The organism is Shewanella sp. 125m-7 (assembly GCF_052977045.1).
The window spans coordinates 36,037-52,199 of the sequence record NZ_JBRILQ010000037.1 but is presented as its reverse complement, the minus strand read 5'-3'; the positions used below and the strand labels follow the sequence as shown (position 1 = coordinate 52,199).

At 43.2% G+C, this 16,163-nt stretch carries 13 protein-coding genes; 2 read left to right on the top strand and 11 right to left on the bottom strand.

Annotation, left to right across the window (positions count from 1 at the left end; translation table 11 throughout):
• Positions 1-116 precede the first annotated feature (116 nt).
• The gene (locus tag ACVBIL_RS15895; RefSeq protein ID WP_447167939.1) at positions 117-986 is read right to left on the bottom strand and encodes a DUF4435 domain-containing protein; all 870 of its coding nucleotides are present in this window, start codon (positions 984-986) and stop codon (positions 117-119) included.
• A complete protein-coding gene (locus ACVBIL_RS15890) occupies positions 983-2,302 on the bottom strand; it encodes an AAA family ATPase (RefSeq protein ID WP_447167938.1) in 1,320 nt (439 codons plus the stop codon). Before ACVBIL_RS15890 ends, ACVBIL_RS15895 begins: the two co-directional genes overlap by 4 nt.
• A gap of 608 nt (positions 2,303-2,910) precedes the next feature.
• On the opposite strand from ACVBIL_RS15890, the gene ACVBIL_RS15885 reads away from it, so the two are divergent.
• Positions 2,911-3,399, top strand: a complete 489-nt coding sequence (locus tag ACVBIL_RS15885; protein ID WP_447167937.1) for a DUF6985 domain-containing protein — start codon at positions 2,911-2,913, stop codon at positions 3,397-3,399.
• Positions 3,400-3,635: 236 nt separating this feature from the next.
• Here ACVBIL_RS15885 and ACVBIL_RS15880 read toward each other — a convergent pair whose 3' ends face one another.
• The 3 genes from ACVBIL_RS15880 to ACVBIL_RS15870 form a co-directional block, all read right to left on the bottom strand.
• On the bottom strand, positions 3,636-7,274 hold the full coding sequence (locus tag ACVBIL_RS15880; RefSeq protein ID WP_447167936.1) for an Ig-like domain-containing protein: 3,639 nt from the start codon (positions 7,272-7,274) through the stop codon (positions 3,636-3,638).
• 549 nt (positions 7,275-7,823) lie between these two features.
• On the bottom strand, positions 7,824-8,210 hold the full coding sequence (locus tag ACVBIL_RS15875; protein WP_447167935.1) for a hypothetical protein: 387 nt from the start codon (positions 8,208-8,210) through the stop codon (positions 7,824-7,826).
• 307 nt (positions 8,211-8,517) lie between these two features.
• Complete coding sequence (locus tag ACVBIL_RS15870) at positions 8,518-8,844, bottom strand: hypothetical protein (RefSeq protein ID WP_447167934.1); 327 nt, start codon at positions 8,842-8,844, stop codon at positions 8,518-8,520.
• 238 nt (positions 8,845-9,082) lie between these two features.
• Between ACVBIL_RS15870 and ACVBIL_RS15865 the strand changes: the two genes are divergently transcribed.
• On the top strand, positions 9,083-9,373 hold the full coding sequence (locus ACVBIL_RS15865) for a hypothetical protein (RefSeq protein WP_447167933.1): 291 nt from the start codon (positions 9,083-9,085) through the stop codon (positions 9,371-9,373).
• Positions 9,374-9,756: 383 nt separating this feature from the next.
• Here the strand turns inward: ACVBIL_RS15865 and ACVBIL_RS15860 are convergent, their stop codons facing one another.
• The 6 genes from ACVBIL_RS15860 to ACVBIL_RS15835 are packed head-to-tail and all read right to left on the bottom strand — an operon-like array spanning position 9,757 to position 16,154.
• Positions 9,757-11,457, bottom strand: coding sequence for a Na(+)/H(+) antiporter subunit D (locus ACVBIL_RS15860; RefSeq protein WP_447167932.1), 1,701 nt, complete (start codon positions 11,455-11,457; stop codon positions 9,757-9,759).
• Positions 11,444-11,866 (bottom strand): hypothetical protein, encoded by a 423-nt coding sequence (locus ACVBIL_RS15855; RefSeq protein WP_447167931.1) that lies wholly within the window; start codon positions 11,864-11,866, stop codon positions 11,444-11,446. Before ACVBIL_RS15855 ends, ACVBIL_RS15860 begins: the two co-directional genes overlap by 14 nt.
• On the bottom strand, positions 11,856-13,346 hold the full coding sequence (locus ACVBIL_RS15850) for a monovalent cation/H+ antiporter subunit D family protein (RefSeq protein ID WP_447167930.1): 1,491 nt from the start codon (positions 13,344-13,346) through the stop codon (positions 11,856-11,858). Before ACVBIL_RS15850 ends, ACVBIL_RS15855 begins: the two co-directional genes overlap by 11 nt.
• The gene (locus tag ACVBIL_RS15845) at positions 13,343-14,821 is read right to left on the bottom strand and encodes a monovalent cation/H+ antiporter subunit D family protein (protein ID WP_447167929.1); all 1,479 of its coding nucleotides are present in this window, start codon (positions 14,819-14,821) and stop codon (positions 13,343-13,345) included. Before ACVBIL_RS15845 ends, ACVBIL_RS15850 begins: the two co-directional genes overlap by 4 nt.
• Positions 14,821-15,183 (bottom strand): cation:proton antiporter subunit C, encoded by a 363-nt coding sequence (locus tag ACVBIL_RS15840; protein ID WP_447167928.1) that lies wholly within the window; start codon positions 15,181-15,183, stop codon positions 14,821-14,823. The genes ACVBIL_RS15845 and ACVBIL_RS15840 overlap by 1 nt, the downstream gene beginning before the upstream one ends.
• The gene (locus ACVBIL_RS15835) at positions 15,183-16,154 is read right to left on the bottom strand and encodes a Na(+)/H(+) antiporter subunit B (protein WP_447167927.1); all 972 of its coding nucleotides are present in this window, start codon (positions 16,152-16,154) and stop codon (positions 15,183-15,185) included. Before ACVBIL_RS15835 ends, ACVBIL_RS15840 begins: the two co-directional genes overlap by 1 nt.
• Between the last annotated feature and the right edge of the window lie 9 nt (positions 16,155-16,163).

The window sequence follows — 16,163 nt, the reverse complement described above, 5'->3', positions numbered from 1 at the left end:
GCGAACGGCCATTAAGACACTGCAAGGCTTAGTTCAGGATCCACAAGCATGCTATTAAATTCGTGGGGATCCCTCAGACTCTGACCCCATTTATTTTTTAGCTGTCCTGTTTTTTATTAAGCAGCATGGAACTTCTCGATTGTATCTTCAACGAAAACTCTAAGACCATCTAAAGGTTCTAGATTACAATTTCTAGCTAATCTATAGTTCCGTGATTTTACTGTTAAGTCCAAATTGCAGTGCTCTTTCAATTTAAAAGAAAGCAATGGCAGTAAAAAGTTTTTCCCTGATACAATATTTAGATTATGCTCTTTATCTCTAGTCCAGTTTTCTATTTCAGCTGCTGTTTTTTCAATTTCATCTAAAGAGAAATCCTTTAATAGTTCATTTTTAATCTCAGAAATCACTAAAGTTACTTTTTCTATATCAAAAATCACAGGTGCTTTTTTTGTTTTCGTCACTATAGCCTCAAACCCCCTACTAGTAGTTTTTATTGTAGGGTTTAGCTTGAATGCCGTTGCGAAAATAACAAATAACTCTATTAGATGAGGCTCAATGCTTTGAATCCAAGAGTTCCAGTCAAGTTCAGATTCTATAAGCTCTCTCTTTTTATCTCCTAAAGTTTCCTGTATTAAAGTTATAGCAGCTGATTTGCAAAATAATGAATTTTCAACGCAATAAAATGGATACTGGTATATCCTTTTGTTATTAGTATTGAATTGTTGGGTAACCCAAAACAAATCAGCATCTATGACGAATACCTTGGGTGCATCATTGGCCTGTTCTTCCGCTCCTTTTATAACTTCATTTCTGCAGCCTAGTGATATAACTTTTTTTATCTGCGCTCGTCCCTCTAATAACCGACCAAATAGCTCTCTGTAAAATACTTCGCTATCCTTATCTTCTACATATATCTCTATATCTTGTAATTGTCTAAATAACAAGCCAACACTGGATTTGTAATGGTTCTTATACTGGGGAATCAAAACCTTCCTCCCACATGCTCTTTATTAACAAAAACGCAATTTTCATCGAGACCATTAATTATTGCAGGGGAATGAGTTGCCAATATTATCTGTAGGTTAGAATTTGCAGCCTTAAGTGATTCGACAAACATTTCTTGCCAAGCTAAGTGCAAAGAAAGTTCTGGCTCATCAATTATAAATGTAGCTTTACTAAGTCTTTTTCGGTTAAAAATAACATGAGCAAAAAGTGTTATTATTTGTGTTTCTCCAGATGATAACGATTTTGCTTCTATTTCCTTTTCATTATATAGTATTTTTAATAGTCCAGTTCTTATTGATATTTTCTTTCCTGTTTGCTTAAAGAATGAGTTAACAATGTTTTCAAATGAATTGATACTATCGTAATAAGCTTTCTTCTGTTCTTGTGAGCGTTGAATGAATTTCACTAAGCTGTCTATGCGTGTTATTTGTGGTTTGTTAACATATAGAAATGTTATTGCTTCCATATATTTTGGGTTTTCATGTGTTAACTCGTCTTCTTTAATTTCTCGTAATTCATTAACGTTTTTCCTTAACTCATAAAAAAAAGTGTCAGTTGCTTGTATTACATCACTAAGATTTTTACTCCTTAAACTCATATTTTCTAGTGCTTCAGCTATATACTTCCGCTTAGTATCTAGTTCGTCTAGATCTAAATCTTCGAAATCAAAAGTATTTGTAACACTTACAATTTTAAATGCATCAATAAGAATTTTGTCTTTAAGTCTTTCGTTTTCATGTATGTTTTTTCTTTCTACACCTCTTATTTCATTTTTTATAAGCTTTTTCACTTCGGACAATGGGTCTTTGTCAGTGCTGAAGTAGTGCCTAGACATTTCATCATTGAACCGCAGGCTTTGTAATACGCGCTGGTCATAATCAAAACTATTATTTGCAAACTTTCTATCTAATGAAATAAAGATTGGTTTTGAATTTTTACTCATTACCATTGACAAATCAGGATCTTCAAAGTGTTCATCAAGAACATCTTCTAGTTGAAATTCATACTTAGAAATCTTGGTACTTGCAATCGTTAATGTAATGGCGAATTTATTCTTTACAGCTCTTACTATTACGGGTTTACTTCCCTTACTCGGAGCGTATTCGATAGAGCATGAATCAAAACTTATTGATGCGAGGTCTTTTATACTAGGGTTTAAAAGTGCAACTACCAATTTTAATGCAGTAGTCTTCCCGCATCCATTGTGACCAACTACAAAACTTAAATCTTCATTAAAGCTAATATCAAAATCTATATATCCGTGAACACCTTTTGCTAAAAATTGTTTGATAATCATTACTTTACTCTTGGTTGACTTAGAAGGTAATAAATTGAATCAAGAACATCACTAAATAACATTGCTATCCATTGCCATTCTAGCTGTAAATAAGTCATATAAACGCACTGTTAAATCTAACTTATCTGATCTTTTGGGATATGCATCTTCATCGCATTTTTGTGATGAATATAGAGGGGAGTTCGTTATAAATCAAAGGCTTGAGATAGTCTTTGCTTGGCTGACATAAGAGCCGTAAAGAGTATACACGTTTCTTCCCTGATGGCAGTGTCTCTGTCTTGTGCTTATCGCATTTCGACTTTCTCTTGCGAGAACTGAGTCTTGCCTGCATTTCCTTAGCTGACGATAGATTAACCTATAGTTGGTGTGTTTTTCAACAGTGAATTCAATATCCACTTCTGTTTTTTACTTAAAAAATAACAGCTTGTATCTATATGTATCATTCGTGGGGAAGAGTCATCATAGACACCTATCCTTAATGCTGACTCTGAGGGAACTCCACGAATCCATTATCTTTGTTTTCTTTAAGAAAAGTGTCTGTTTTCGCTTTGGCTGCACATTCTTGAGAAACCACTTCAAATATAATCTTCACTTTTTACGAGTCTATTATGAAAACAACAAAAATCACGTGGAAAGCAGGCGAAGAGTTTCATGAAGGTACGACGGGGCTGAATGCTTGGCATGATTTTAAAGCCTACGGCAGTGTTGAATTTCTCACCAAAGAAGACCTTGCTATTGCCGATAACATGACGCAATGGTTCATCGAGAATGAAAAACGTATTTATGCATTGGTCTGCGATTATGTTAATGAAAACTATCAAGAGCTGCTTGAAGACTCTGAGTTTCTAGATGTGTTTGACGAAGATTCAGAATCTTACGAAACCGGTGTCGGCGAGGTGAACGAAGCCGATATGCAGGCTGGGGATATCTTTAAGATAATGCAACTCTCTGCGTTTGTTTTACATCACCCTGACAAAAATGCGGTTGGGATGATTTTTGAATGTGCTTGGGATGAAGAGCATGGCTTTGGTATTGTGATCCAAGGGGATAAAGTCATTTCCCAAGACGGTGCCCAAGTTGCGTATAGAGGGGTATAACGCTCTAAAAATGAAGCTGTTAATGATTTAGTGTGGTGACTATCTTTTTTGATATGGCTAGTTTGATATGGCTAGTTTGATATGGCTAGTTTGATATGGTTAGTTTGATAGAGCCGAGTACCGCACTTCGGAATTGAACTCAGATAAAAGCCAGTCAGTTTGCACTGACTGGCTTTATGTTTAACTATTATTTTTAACTATTTATGTTTAGCTAAAAAAGTTATCGCGTTAAGCGCTTATTGCGGAGTCAAACCTAGCTGCTCTAGTACTAACTTAAAGTTCTCACGGCGCTCTTTCACGTTATGCACATCACCGGTTGAACAGGTTAAATCAGGGCAACCACGGTTAACGATACCAGAAACATCATCAATAAAGTCGGTGCCTTTCATACCACCTTCAACATACTTTTTCAGTTCGTTGTGGTAGTTCCAGCCACCGTATTGACCGCTTTCGTCAGGGTAGGCTTGTACTGAGGTTACCCAGTAGAACAGACCTGCAATCCATTTGATTTCTTTATTCTCTTCAGAGCTACAAATTAAGCCTGGGTTTGAACAGAAATCTAGCTCTGCATATAACGGGTTCGCTGGTGGCGCTTCAACCACAACACCATCAATGGTTTTGCCAATATTTTCTGGGTCAATGTGTGAACGACCTAAGTAGTGGTTCAGCGTACCGAAGTTTTGGCGTCCTGTAGTTTGAATCACGCCACGGCCCCACCAACCACAACCTTCCACGTCTTCTTGGCTGCTACCATCCCAGATGAACTTACCTGCTTTTTGGTCAACGTAAGTTTTACATTCGTCACGTTCCCATACTTGTTTAGAAGCATCTACTGATGTAGGTACGTCATTACAGTGGCCGTTGTTCGTCCAGCGACCAACGTTACCGTTAACAAGTAGACCGCGCTCTTCAAGTACTGCATTTGGTGCAGCGAAAACAGGAGCCGGAGCACCGTACCATTTAGCATGAGTTAGTGCACTGACTTCCATTTTGTCATCACGAGGACAAGAGTAAGCGTGATCTAAACCAGAGTCTGGGTTAACACCGTAATCTGCGTACTTCTGATCAAGTTGACCACAGCTCGCTGACATTGGGTAATCTGTGGCTGCACCGTATTTAATTTCAGCCCAGTTATTCTCATCACACGCATTGTAGCGAATCGTTTCTTGCATACTTTGTGCTAAGAAGGCTGCAATCGCCACTTTTGCATACTTGATGTTGGTTGCATCATCAACATTTTCATCGAGTAGCCAGAACTTGTTACCCGCTACACCAACGTTATGCATGGCATTTAAGCCCGTCATGAAGTCAGCCCACTTGTAAACGGTAGACGGAACCCATTGTGATTGCGGCGTTTCGTACAAGAATGCAGTGTTGTTCATTGACTCTTCAGCATTTGCCAATTCGCGGTTTAACGCATCAATGATAGTTAACTTGCCATTTTCTGTTGATTTACCAACATAATACAATGGCATTTTAGCATCTTGGTAATGCTCAATTTTGCTGGTCAATTGTTCAGAATCTTTGTCAAACAAAATAGCAAATACGTTGCTGAATGCCGCTTTACGAATTTGCGGCTTGCTGGTGTTGTTACCCATAAAGTAACTAGCAGCTTGGTCTGTTGGAATATTTTTCAGCATTGCAGGCGTGTTAACAAAGTCAGTCACTTGCTTTACGTACTCTAGCGCATTGTGCCATTGCTCACTTGATAAGGCCTGCGTTGAGCTAGATTTAGTGAAGGCAACAAAGTCAGCTTTGTTTGCAGCGTCAGCTTGGTATAGCTCAAGCTTATCTAGTAGATCGGCTGTGAATACCGATGCTTCATCCCAAACAGACTGACGACCAGAATGCGTATCAAAAGCAAAGTCACCAATACTTAAAGACCAGCCATAGGTTGCTTGTGGCACTAGAGTGGCAATGATCAGCTGGTGAGCGTGAGCCCAACCCTTCAGGTCGTTGCTTAGCGCGTTGATGTCATCAAGATCAATGCTATTGCCTGTGATATCCATCGCCTTGATTAGCGCGTCTTGAACCGCAATGCTGCTTGTTACTAAAGCTTTATCTTGGGTGGCTTTATCAAGCACATCACTGCTGATGATAATCGATGCAGACTCTGTCTGTGCAGCCAGTTCCATGATTGACACGAACGCCGCTGTTAACTTGTTAACATCAGCTAGTTCTGCACTGTTGTTGGTTTCGATAGTCAATGTCACTGGAGCAGTAGTCGATGGACTAGCCACTACTAAGGTGTTTGGCCAACCAGCCACTTCAAGACGAACAGGATCCATTGGGTTTGGTAGTGACAATAATGGTGCGGTGCCCGGCTCAGTGCCGTCACAATTTAGGTGAAGTGCCCATGAGCTATCACTACCTGGCAGTGTTTGAGTCCAGTAAATCGCTGAGTAAGCGATGTTGTTATGCACCATAATGTCGCCACCGGTTGCATGGTCGCCACGCGTCCAGTCTGGGTAAATATTGAATTCAGCACATAGTCCACCTGGTGGTGTGACTGGCGGATCAATAACGTCTTCTTCAATAGTGATGTTTACACTTACATTTGAAGAAAGCCCTTCAGCATCAGTGGCGATAGCTTTTAGAGTGACGCCGCCCACTTGCATTGGCTGCCAGTCACAGGTAAATGTTGCTGCTTGAGCGGCATCAAAGCTACAAATTTGTGTGTTATTGGCTTTAACAACCAGTTTGGCTAAATCATCATCAGCATCAGTGGCATTAACAGCAATAGAGACGGTCTCAGTATCAATAAAGCTTGCACCATTGCTTGGTGTAATGAACTTCACCATAGGCGCGGTAAGCTCTTCTTCAGCTTCGACAGTAATGCTCACACTCACCGTTGAAGTTAGGCCTTCTGCGTCGGTGGCAATCGCTTTAAGTGTTACCTTGCCTTCTTGAGTCGGCTGCCAGTTGCACGCATAGGTGGCTGCATTCGTGGCATTAAACGAACAAATTTGCGCGTTATTAGCTTTAATAACCAGCTTAGTTAAATCATCATCAACATCGGTGGCATTAACAGAAATAGATACAGTCTCAGTATCAATAAAGTTTGCACCATTGCTAGGGGCAATGAATCTCACTACTGGTGCGGTAAAGTCTTCTTCAGCATCCGCTTTTACGGTTACCACAACAGATTGTTGTTCGATTTTTTGGTTATTTTTATCGAATACAAATACCTTAACTGTGGCGCTACCCGCTTCAGTTGGTGTCCAGCTTTGCGAGTAAATCGTCTGGCTTGGGTTAATGGCTTTTTGAGACAGTTTTTGGTTGTTAGCCCAAAACTCAACTTTTGCAGCTAGTTCACCATCAACTTTTGCTTGGATGCTTGTTGCTGCTTCCGCTTTTAATACCTGACCAGCTACTGGAGATAGAATTGCTAGTTCGGTTGGTTCCGGCTCACCAGGTTCACCTGAACACTCGGTTAACTGCCAAAACCACGAGTCTGCACTTGGGGTTTCCCATACGCCTGGATTGTTTTTAGCAATAAAGCACTGGTTAGCATAAGAGACGATATCGCCATTGTTAACCTTGGTCTGGCCTGGGATAAACGCAATAATGTCGCCCGGCTCTGGTTCTGGTTCTGGTTCTGGTTCAGGCTCAGGCTCAGGTTCAGGTTCAGGTTCGCCCGAACATACTGTGGTATCCCAAAACCATGAACCAGCATTTGGTGATTCCCAAACACCTGGGGTGTTTTTGGCAATAAAGCACTCGCCATTAAAAGCAACGGTATCTCCATTTTGAACTTTTGTTTCTCCCGGAACAAAAGTGACAACACCTGAAGTTAGCGTTGCGTCGGCGGCATACAGGTAGCCACTGAACATAACGCTGGTCAATGCGATAGTTATTTTATTTATTTTTATCAAGATTTAGCTCTTCTTTTATTCATTTATCTTTTACAGATAAATTCATCAGTAATTAAAAGTGTGCGTTATCCATGGCACTTAATTGTTAAAGCCCAAGAATAACCAGCACACTTTGGTATTGATTAGAGAGTTAGTGGCCTATAAGCGCCATGGTAACCACTAAGTTAGCTGTATGGGTCGCCATCTGAATTGCTAATATAAGAAACTAATTCTCGGCGAAGATATCAGGTAGACAGCCGTAACACACTCAGTTTTTAATGGCTTAAAGCTCAATAGAATAAATAAGAGTCAGTTGGTGGTCTTTCTGTTAAGTTATTGACTTAAGTCGGAAAATTGACTTATTTTTTTGCGTGCGAATCTAGCGTGTTATGACTAAACTTGAGGTGATATGTTTACTCATGGCTGTATGAAAGACTGCTGTTTATAAACTGCTTACTTAGCTTAACAAGTTTTATAAGCTGTATGTTTAAACGTTTATTTTTAAAACGCTAATTTAATAAATCATTAACTAGACAAACAAATAAATCGCTCTGAGAGCAGGTTTTATACCTAGGACATTTCTCGTGCCATTGTCCAATCCGATACTTTGATTGGTTTTGCGTATGAAGGGGGCTTAATCGCTTCAATGGCGTTAACAACAGACTGATGGAAAAAAACCATGATTGACTCAAATGAAGGGGTAAACACTAGCCTATTTTCTAAGGGAATAGCATTGAGGGCTTCGAAGTCAAAGCCTACCTGCTCATCAAGAATATTAATGATGTTGTAGCAATGAAGGTAAAGGTAATCGGTATCAACAATCTTAGCTGGTGCTAGAGAGGTCTGATATAAATTCAGTTCAGCTAAAGGCTTGGCGTAGTCCATATCAAACAGTAGCTTGGTGCTAACTGAAATATCAAATTTCGCCGCTATAGGTTTAAAGGTTTTTACATTCAAAACTGACGGGTATTGTTGTTGATATCGCTTGGTCTCTTAACACCCCCAGTCTACGGCTGTCGTTCATATTGACCACAAAATTGACTTTGGAGTAGTCATTTGAAACAACATAATACTCATCTTGAAGCGTCATGCTAGCTTTCTCTTAGGGGATTAATTGTTGAAACTGACCTTGAAAAACAGCGCAAGCTTATCATTATGTTGGGGCTGACTGTAACTCTGTAGTGGACGTTATGACAAGAGCTATGTCCTGATTTATATCGATAATATGCATTCGTTCACTGTTTCAATTTATGCTTTGAAATTATTACTTAAGACTAAGTTCGAGCTGGGCTTTTTCGGCACTGGTCAGCATAGCCTGAGGCGCGACCTGAATATTAGTGGGGCAAGCGGTCTCATTATCTAACACCTTATCAAATACCTGAAAATGGCTCGCTGAGATTGTCTGATATTGGCAGATAAGCAAGTTTTCATCGGTCTTTGCCTTAACCAAGTTAGCGGTTACAGCAGTATTGGGGGAGGCATGAACGCTACCGATTGAGACAACTAAGCTCAGAGCAATAGTGGTTACCGCTTTTGTTGCTGGGGTAAACATATTCACAGTCGTTGCTAACATTTTAGATAATTGCTTCATCTGTTGCCTCTGCTTAATCGTCTTAACTTGATGATTAATATAGCAACAGTATGCTGTACGGAAACTTAATGATTTATCATTGGGGGCTATGTTTTCTTTTTTCTAAGCGATAGAAACCCATCATTAATGGCATTATTTCGTTTTGCTATAATCTATCTTTATTCTCTTCTTCTTGAGGTCTGTTGTTATGATAAATTACTCACAGGTGTTGCCTTTAATCAAAAGACGGCTCAATGATATGCAACCAAAAGAAGCTGTTGAGTTTAAAACCTATAAAAAAGACCGAAGTGTATTACTGTATTTAGGTGAAAATGCGCAATATCAAATTGTTGAGCGGGGGTTTGAAGATAATATATATGATGTCGATGCTGGCAACGTATTGAAACAAATGAAAAAATCACTTGCTACAGAATTCCCGAGCAATCGTAAGGCATGGGTGAAGCATTATCATAATATTGAGGACCCTCTTGATATAAAGCGAAAACACACATCTCAATATCCTTTACTCTTACCCAGTACCAGTGAGTAATATGACGGACTATCATCCAGGTAGTTGATTTGGGTAAGGTTAAACTTGATAAATGATAAACCAATCACAGAATCCCATCCTAAATTGCTTATTTTGCAGCCTTTTACTCTGCTTTCTCAATTGCTGTAGCCGTGAGGTTAGACGCGCCTGACTCTGTTATAAAGAGTGTGCGATGATGACACTCCGTGATTTATCATGGGGGTTTTGTTTTTATCCGAATTCAAAAAACGACGTAAAAAAGCGGCTTGCATATCACTATGCAAGCCGCTTGCATATCACTATGCAAGCCGCTTGCATTCACTGTTGATCGTTAAACGGATAACTAAACAGATAGCTAAGCGTCATCGTCAGCAGATTAGATGAGACTCTATCCTCACTCGAACCTAGCCAATAAATCCAATAAACAGGTAAGACGCCAGGATCACGCCCACCCAAAGCACCATATTCCCTGTAGGGTATGAGCCTGAGAGTAAGCCTCCTAAGCCTTTATGTTTGTTTGCAATAAGGGACTGGTATTGGTTTAGTTTGCCTTTAATCGCTTGGCGTAACTGACCATCTAGCTTCCATATTACGGCGAACAGTTTGTGTAGCGCAGTAGGAATCGCGCGTCTGTAGATCCAGTCCACATCCAAGTTAGTCGAGCGTAACTCTGGCGGATACATGTTTCTGAGGTTTAACCAAACAAAGGCTAAGGCTGAGAAAAGCAGCAACTGAGTTTGCGCCAATACGTGAGTCGCATCGTAAGGGTTATAACCCGTATCATATGGCAGCAGTGAGTATAGCGCTGCAGGGTAGATACCGATGGCAATACATAGGCTGGCCGCAATAAACATGGCGAACAACATATTGCTAGGAGGGTCACTGGCGCGTAGCCCAGAGTCGTGGGCGAAGAATGCAAAGTAGGGGATCTTGATCCCAGCATGATGGAACACACCCGCTGAGGCGAACAGTAGCATCAACCAGACCCAGTCATGACCGGTTTCAAGCGCGGCAGCCATCACCATAGATTTACTGACAAAGCCGCTAAACAGTGGGAAGGCCGAGATAGAAGCGGCGCCGATAATACACAGTATCGTGGTTTTGGGCATGGTTTTATACAGGCCGCCCAGATCTGAACCGTTGATCCTGCCAGTCATATGCAGCACTGCCCCCATGCTCATAAACAGTAAACCTTTAAAGATCACATCGTTGAAGGCGTGGGCAATTGCGCCGTTGATTGCCAGTGCCGTACCGATCCCGATACCGACCACCATAAAGCCCACTTGGTTTATTAAGCTATAGGCCAGTACTCTGCGAAGATCATTTTCAATCACCGCAAAGAAGATGGGGAAGCAGGTCATGGCTGCGCCAATGTATATCAACAGCTCGGTGCCCGGGTAGGCGCGCGCCAGAGCATAAACAGCGACCTTAGTGGTAAATGCACTGAGGAGCACAGTACCCGTTGGCGTGGCTTCAGGATAGGCATCGGTGAGCCAGGTATGAGCAAAGGGAAAGGCACATTTAATACCAAAGGCGATAAATATCAGCCAACCTGCGACCCCTTCTAGTCCTATGTTGCCAAAGGCCAGTGAGCCGGTTTCTGCGGCGTAAAAGAGTGCACCTACCAGCAAAATAACGCCGGATAGAACCTGAATGATCAGGTAGCGCATGCCTGCATGGTATGCGCGGGTTGTTCTACGTGCCCAGATCAAAAATACCGAGGTAAAGGCTAATAGCTCCCAGAATACAAATAGGGTCAGCAGATCGCCGGCAAATACAGCCCCCAGCGCGCTACCAGCATAGAGCATCGCAGCCACCTGCTGGACGGTATCCTTGACATGAAGCGAGTAGATAATTGAGATGAATGCGGCGATATGAAATACGTAGCCAAACAATAGGCTCAGTTTGTCCGCGCGGTAGGGCACCAACTCATAATCTAAAAACGCCAGCTGCAGGTGGATGCCTTCAGGCACTGTCCACAGGTGAATAGCGCTAATAACAGGAATGGCGACCATTATTGCACCGCGCAGTTTGCCGCGGGTCATGGCAGCAATCAGCCCGCCTATAAAAAAGAGGGTAAAGGGCGGTAACTCAAGCATCCACATTGTGACCACCTATATTGTTGTTTTCAGTGTGATTATTTTTACCCTTGTGGGTGTGTCCATCTGCAGCATTTTCTAATGTGTTTTCACTATTATTGTCACTATTATCGTCACTGGGAGCATCACAGTGACTGTCACGATTATCGTCGTAAAAATTGTCATAATAGTCTTCTGGGCGCATCAAAAACGTTCGCATCCAGCGTGCAACGAGCACCAAGACGACACAGCCAACAAAGCCATAGATAGGGTAGAAGAGTGGCAGATTTTCCCAACTGTGATAGACATGGCGATGGATGACAAAATCAAGCACTACAACGAGCCCGCAGCAGGCATACAAAAGATACAAAATACGTTTGACGTTTTTTGGGTTATCAAACAAATATTGCTTTTTATTTTTGTTGTTAGTGTCCATGGCTGACTCCCGGTACCGTTAAGATGGTTTTTGCCAATTCATAGAGGGGCTGCGGATAGAGAAACAAAATGAGGCAACCTAGGGTGGTGATAGATAGCGCGATTAATGACATCAAAGGCGCCTCTTTGATCCCAGCCTTTGCCGATGGCTGATCTTTGCCAGAGAAAAAAGCATGGTATGGAATAGGTAGCAGATAAGCGATATTGAGTAGCGAACTGATCATTAGCACCATCATAATGACCCAATGTTCGGTTTCCATTGTGCCCATCAACAGGTACCACTTACTCCAAGTTCCGCCTGCGGGGGGCACACCAATAATACTCAGGCTAGCGATAAAAAAGGCCGCCATAGTGACAGGCATCGTAAAGCCAAGGCCGCGCATTTCGCTGACTTTCGACTTATGAGTTGCCACCAGAATGGCCCCAGCGCAGAAGAAGAGGGTGATCTTGCCAAAAGCATGGGTAGCAATGTGCATCGAGCTACCGATAACCCCTGATGAGTTCGCCAGCAGTGCGCCTATGGTGATATAGCCCAGCTGACTCACCGTCGAGTAGGCGAGTCGGGCTTTTAAGTTGTCCTGACGCATCGCCACTATTGAGGCGAGCAATACCGATGCCGCAGCTAAATAAAGCAGAAATTCGGTCGTCGGTAGAGTTGGCAAAAGCTCAATACCAAAGATAAACACGCAGATCTTTAAGATGGTAAAGACCCCAGCCTTGACCACCGCAACGGCATGCAACAAGGCGCTAACGGGTGTTGGCGCGACCATAGCCGCAGGTAGCCAGCGATGGAACGGCATGATGGCCGCTTTACCAATACCAAATATAAACAGTACCAGTATGGCTCCCAGCAAGCTGGTATCTACATCAGTGTGAAATACGCCGCCAGGTGTGAAGTCCAAGGTGCCAGCCACAAACCAAGTCAAAACAATCGCTAGTAGGAAAAAGGCGATGGAGGTTCCAAGTAAAATGCCTAAGTATACTCGTCCTCCTTGCTTGGCCTTTTCGGTGCCAGCGTGGGTCACTAAAGGATAGGTGGATAGGGTCAACACTTCGTAGAAGATAAATAGCGTGAACAGGTTGGCTGAAAATGCCAGCCCCATTACTGCGCTTATCGCTAAGGCAAAGCAGAGGTAAAATCGGGTTTGATTCGCCTCCCCGTGGCCGCGCATATAGCCGATGGCATAAAGGGTAGTAATGAACCACAGAAAGCTGGCAATTAGGGCGAACAGCATGCCTAAGGGCTCAACCACAAAGCTTACAGCTAAGCCTGGCAGAAGCTGCCACCAAAACACCTCAATAAGTGCGCCTGCACTGAGGCCTTGATATAGGTTTATCACACAATACATGACAACAAGGCTGATGCTTATGGTTACAGCCTCGCGAAGATTGGGGTGTTTTCCCGTTGCTAAGATCGCCAGAGTGGCGAGCATTGGCAATATAATGGTTAGCTGTAACAACAGCTCCAAAGAGTGATTCATGGGTTCATTCCAAACAAGCTTTGAGAGGCCGCCTGTGCCACTTGCACACTAAGGCGGGTATCGATGCCAAAATAGATATTGGCCAGTACCAGCACCCAAATCGGAACGAGGAAAGTCCAAGGGGCTTCCTGCACTGGTTCACGGCCCGGCACTGGGGGCTTGAAATAGGCGACTTCAACGATGCGCCATATATAAATGACGGCCAGTAGTGAACCAAGTAGTACTAACACCGCTACTGGCCACATTCCCACTTCAATCGCTGCGACGAGCAGATACCATTTGCTGATAAACCCGACTGTCAGTGGCACGCCAATTAAACTTAACCCCGCTACCACAATGGCAGCCATTGTGAGTGGCATTTGTCGCCCTAGCCCTTGAAATTGACTCAGTTGTACGCTGCCTATGCGATACATCACCGCACCCAAGGCTAAAAACAGGGCGCTTTTCATTAAGGCGTGATTAAACAGATGTAACAGGGTGGCCATAAGCCCTGTGGTGGTATAGATGGCATAGCCAATAATCATGTAGCCAACTTGAGCGATACTCGAATAGGCGAAGATATGCTTGACGTTAGTTTTATATATCGCCGCTGTTGAGGCGGCGAATATACCCACCAGCCCGAGAACCATAAATATGTTCTGCAAGGGGAGGCTAGTGAAGGAAAACTCGATGCCAAATATCGTATAGGTGAAGCGGATCAGTAGGTAAACCGCAACTTTCGTTGCCGTCGCCGCGAGAAAGGCAGTCACTATTGAAGGGGCATAGGCGTAGGCATTAGGCAACCACAGGTGTAGCGGGAATAGTGCCAGCTTTAAACAGACTCCAACAATTAAAAAGGCAAATGCGGCAAATACGGTGCGAGTTTGGTTAACTTCTGCGAGTCGATTGGCGAGATCCTCCATATTCAGCGTGCCGGTCATCTGGTACAGCAGACCGATACCGATCAGAATAAAGGTCGCGCCGATAGTCCCCATAATCAGATATTGGTAGGCTGCCCAAAGGGCACGCCTATCTTTGCCTAAAGCAATCAGCGCATAGGCTGACAGTGAGGAGATCTCTAGAAAGACGAATACATTAAATACATCTCCTGTAGAGACGATGCCAAACATTCCCGTTAATGACAGCAGGTAAAGGCTATAAAACAGCGTGTGTCGATCTGCTGGGAGTTCTTTTTGAATACTGGTTTGTGCTGCAAACAATACGATTGTGGCAACCGTTGAGATGATCAGCAGTAAAAGGGCGTTGAGTTCATCGATACGATATTCGATCCCCCAAGGTGCGTCCCAGCCTCCGAGCTGATAGGTAATAGTGCCAGAGTTCATCACCTGTTGTAGCAGAAACATGCTGTTTAGGCAGGTAAAAGCGCAGACCAATAGGGCGAACAGCCATACCAGTTTGGAGCGGTTTAGGAACCAGCATAAAGGTGCTGCCATCAGCGGCACAATCACTTGTAAAATAGGCAGATGGGCTAACACTATGTTTTGTCCTCAGTAAGCTGATCTTGAATTTGGATCTCATCTTCTTCTATCGAGCCGTATGACTCTTTGATCCGAACGACCAGTGCGAGCCCTAGGGCGGTTGTAGCAATACCGACCACAATAGCGGTGAGAATAAGCACATGGGGGAGGGGGTTGGAGTAGCGGCTCACGCCTTCGGCCAAGATTGGTGCGCTACCACTATCAACATTGCCCATACTGATGTAAAAGATAAAAACTGAGGTTTGAAAAATCGTTAAGCCAACTAACTTTTTGATTAGGTTGCCATGAGCGATAACGATATAAAAACCAATCATCATCAGTAATATCACGATCCAGTAGTTATAGAGTCCGAGTACCATCATCTCTCCTTACTGTTTTGTTGTGCTTCTCTGCGGCCTGCAAAGTTGAAAAAGATAATGACCATTACCGAGGCCACAGTGCAGCCGACGCCGAGCTCAATCAGCAAGATCCCTAAGTGTTGGCCTGCAATTGGATCGTCTGCTAATACGTTGTAATCTAAGAAATTACCGCCATTAAACAGCGAGAGCACGCCAACGCTGGCGTATAGCAACAGGCCGATAGCTGCAATCAGTTGGATAAGCGATTGATCAAAGACACGTCTTGCAGTATCTAGCCCGAATAACATGGCATAGAGGATGATTGCGGCGGCAAAGATCACACCCGCCTGAAATCCACCTCCAGGGCCAAAGTCGCCGTGGAACTGTACATAGAGTGCGAACAATAGAATGAAGGGGATTAATGCCTTGCCAATAACTCGTAGCACAATATGTTGCTCATGCATCTGCTCTGGCTCATCTAAGCTACTATCATCTAAGCGATTTGATTTACGGCGTAGAGGCAATGACAATAGTGATAACACCCCAATGCCAGCGGTAAAGATAACGGCGACTTCACCTAAGGTGTCAAATGCTCGATAGCTCGCCAGCACCGAGGTCACAATATTAGGTACACCCACTTCTTGCAGCGAGTCGTTAATATAGCGAGGTGCGACATGTTGATGAATAGGGGCATCGAAACTGCCAAAGTAAGGCATATCCATGGTGCCGTAAATTAGCATTCCACCTGTGATAAAAACCACAAGTAACGCTAGCAAAGGCTTATGACGCTTAGGTGCTTCGGTGCGGCCTGTCATGGTGATGGCTGCCAGCATCAGTAAACCTGATATACCCGCGCCGACAGAGGCTTCGGTAAAGGCCACATCCACCGCATCTAAAACAACAAAGAAGCTTGCAGATAGTAAGCCATAAATCCCCGTCAACATGACCACTGCCAACAGATCTTTTGTCCGAACAATGGCGATAGCAATCACGACGAGAAA

Bases quoted from the DNA above. Each gene is read 5' to 3' on its own strand.
- ACVBIL_RS15890 (WP_447167938.1), bottom strand. From the start codon at position 2,302: ATGATTATCAAACAATTTTTAGCAAAAGGTGTTCACGGATATATAGAT.
- ACVBIL_RS15885 (WP_447167937.1), top strand. From the start codon at position 2,911: ATGAAAACAACAAAAATCACGTGGAAAGCAGGCGAAGAGTTTCATGAA.
- ACVBIL_RS15870 (WP_447167934.1), bottom strand. From the start codon at position 8,844: ATGAAGCAATTATCTAAAATGTTAGCAACGACTGTGAATATGTTTACC.
- ACVBIL_RS15865 (WP_447167933.1), top strand. From the start codon at position 9,083: ATGCAACCAAAAGAAGCTGTTGAGTTTAAAACCTATAAAAAAGACCGA.
- ACVBIL_RS15860 (WP_447167932.1), bottom strand. From the start codon at position 11,457: ATGTGGATGCTTGAGTTACCGCCCTTTACCCTCTTTTTTATAGGCGGG.
- ACVBIL_RS15855 (WP_447167931.1), bottom strand. From the start codon at position 11,866: ATGGACACTAACAACAAAAATAAAAAGCAATATTTGTTTGATAACCCA.
- ACVBIL_RS15850 (WP_447167930.1), bottom strand. From the start codon at position 13,346: ATGAATCACTCTTTGGAGCTGTTGTTACAGCTAACCATTATATTGCCA.
- ACVBIL_RS15840 (WP_447167928.1), bottom strand. From the start codon at position 15,183: ATGGTACTCGGACTCTATAACTACTGGATCGTGATATTACTGATGATG.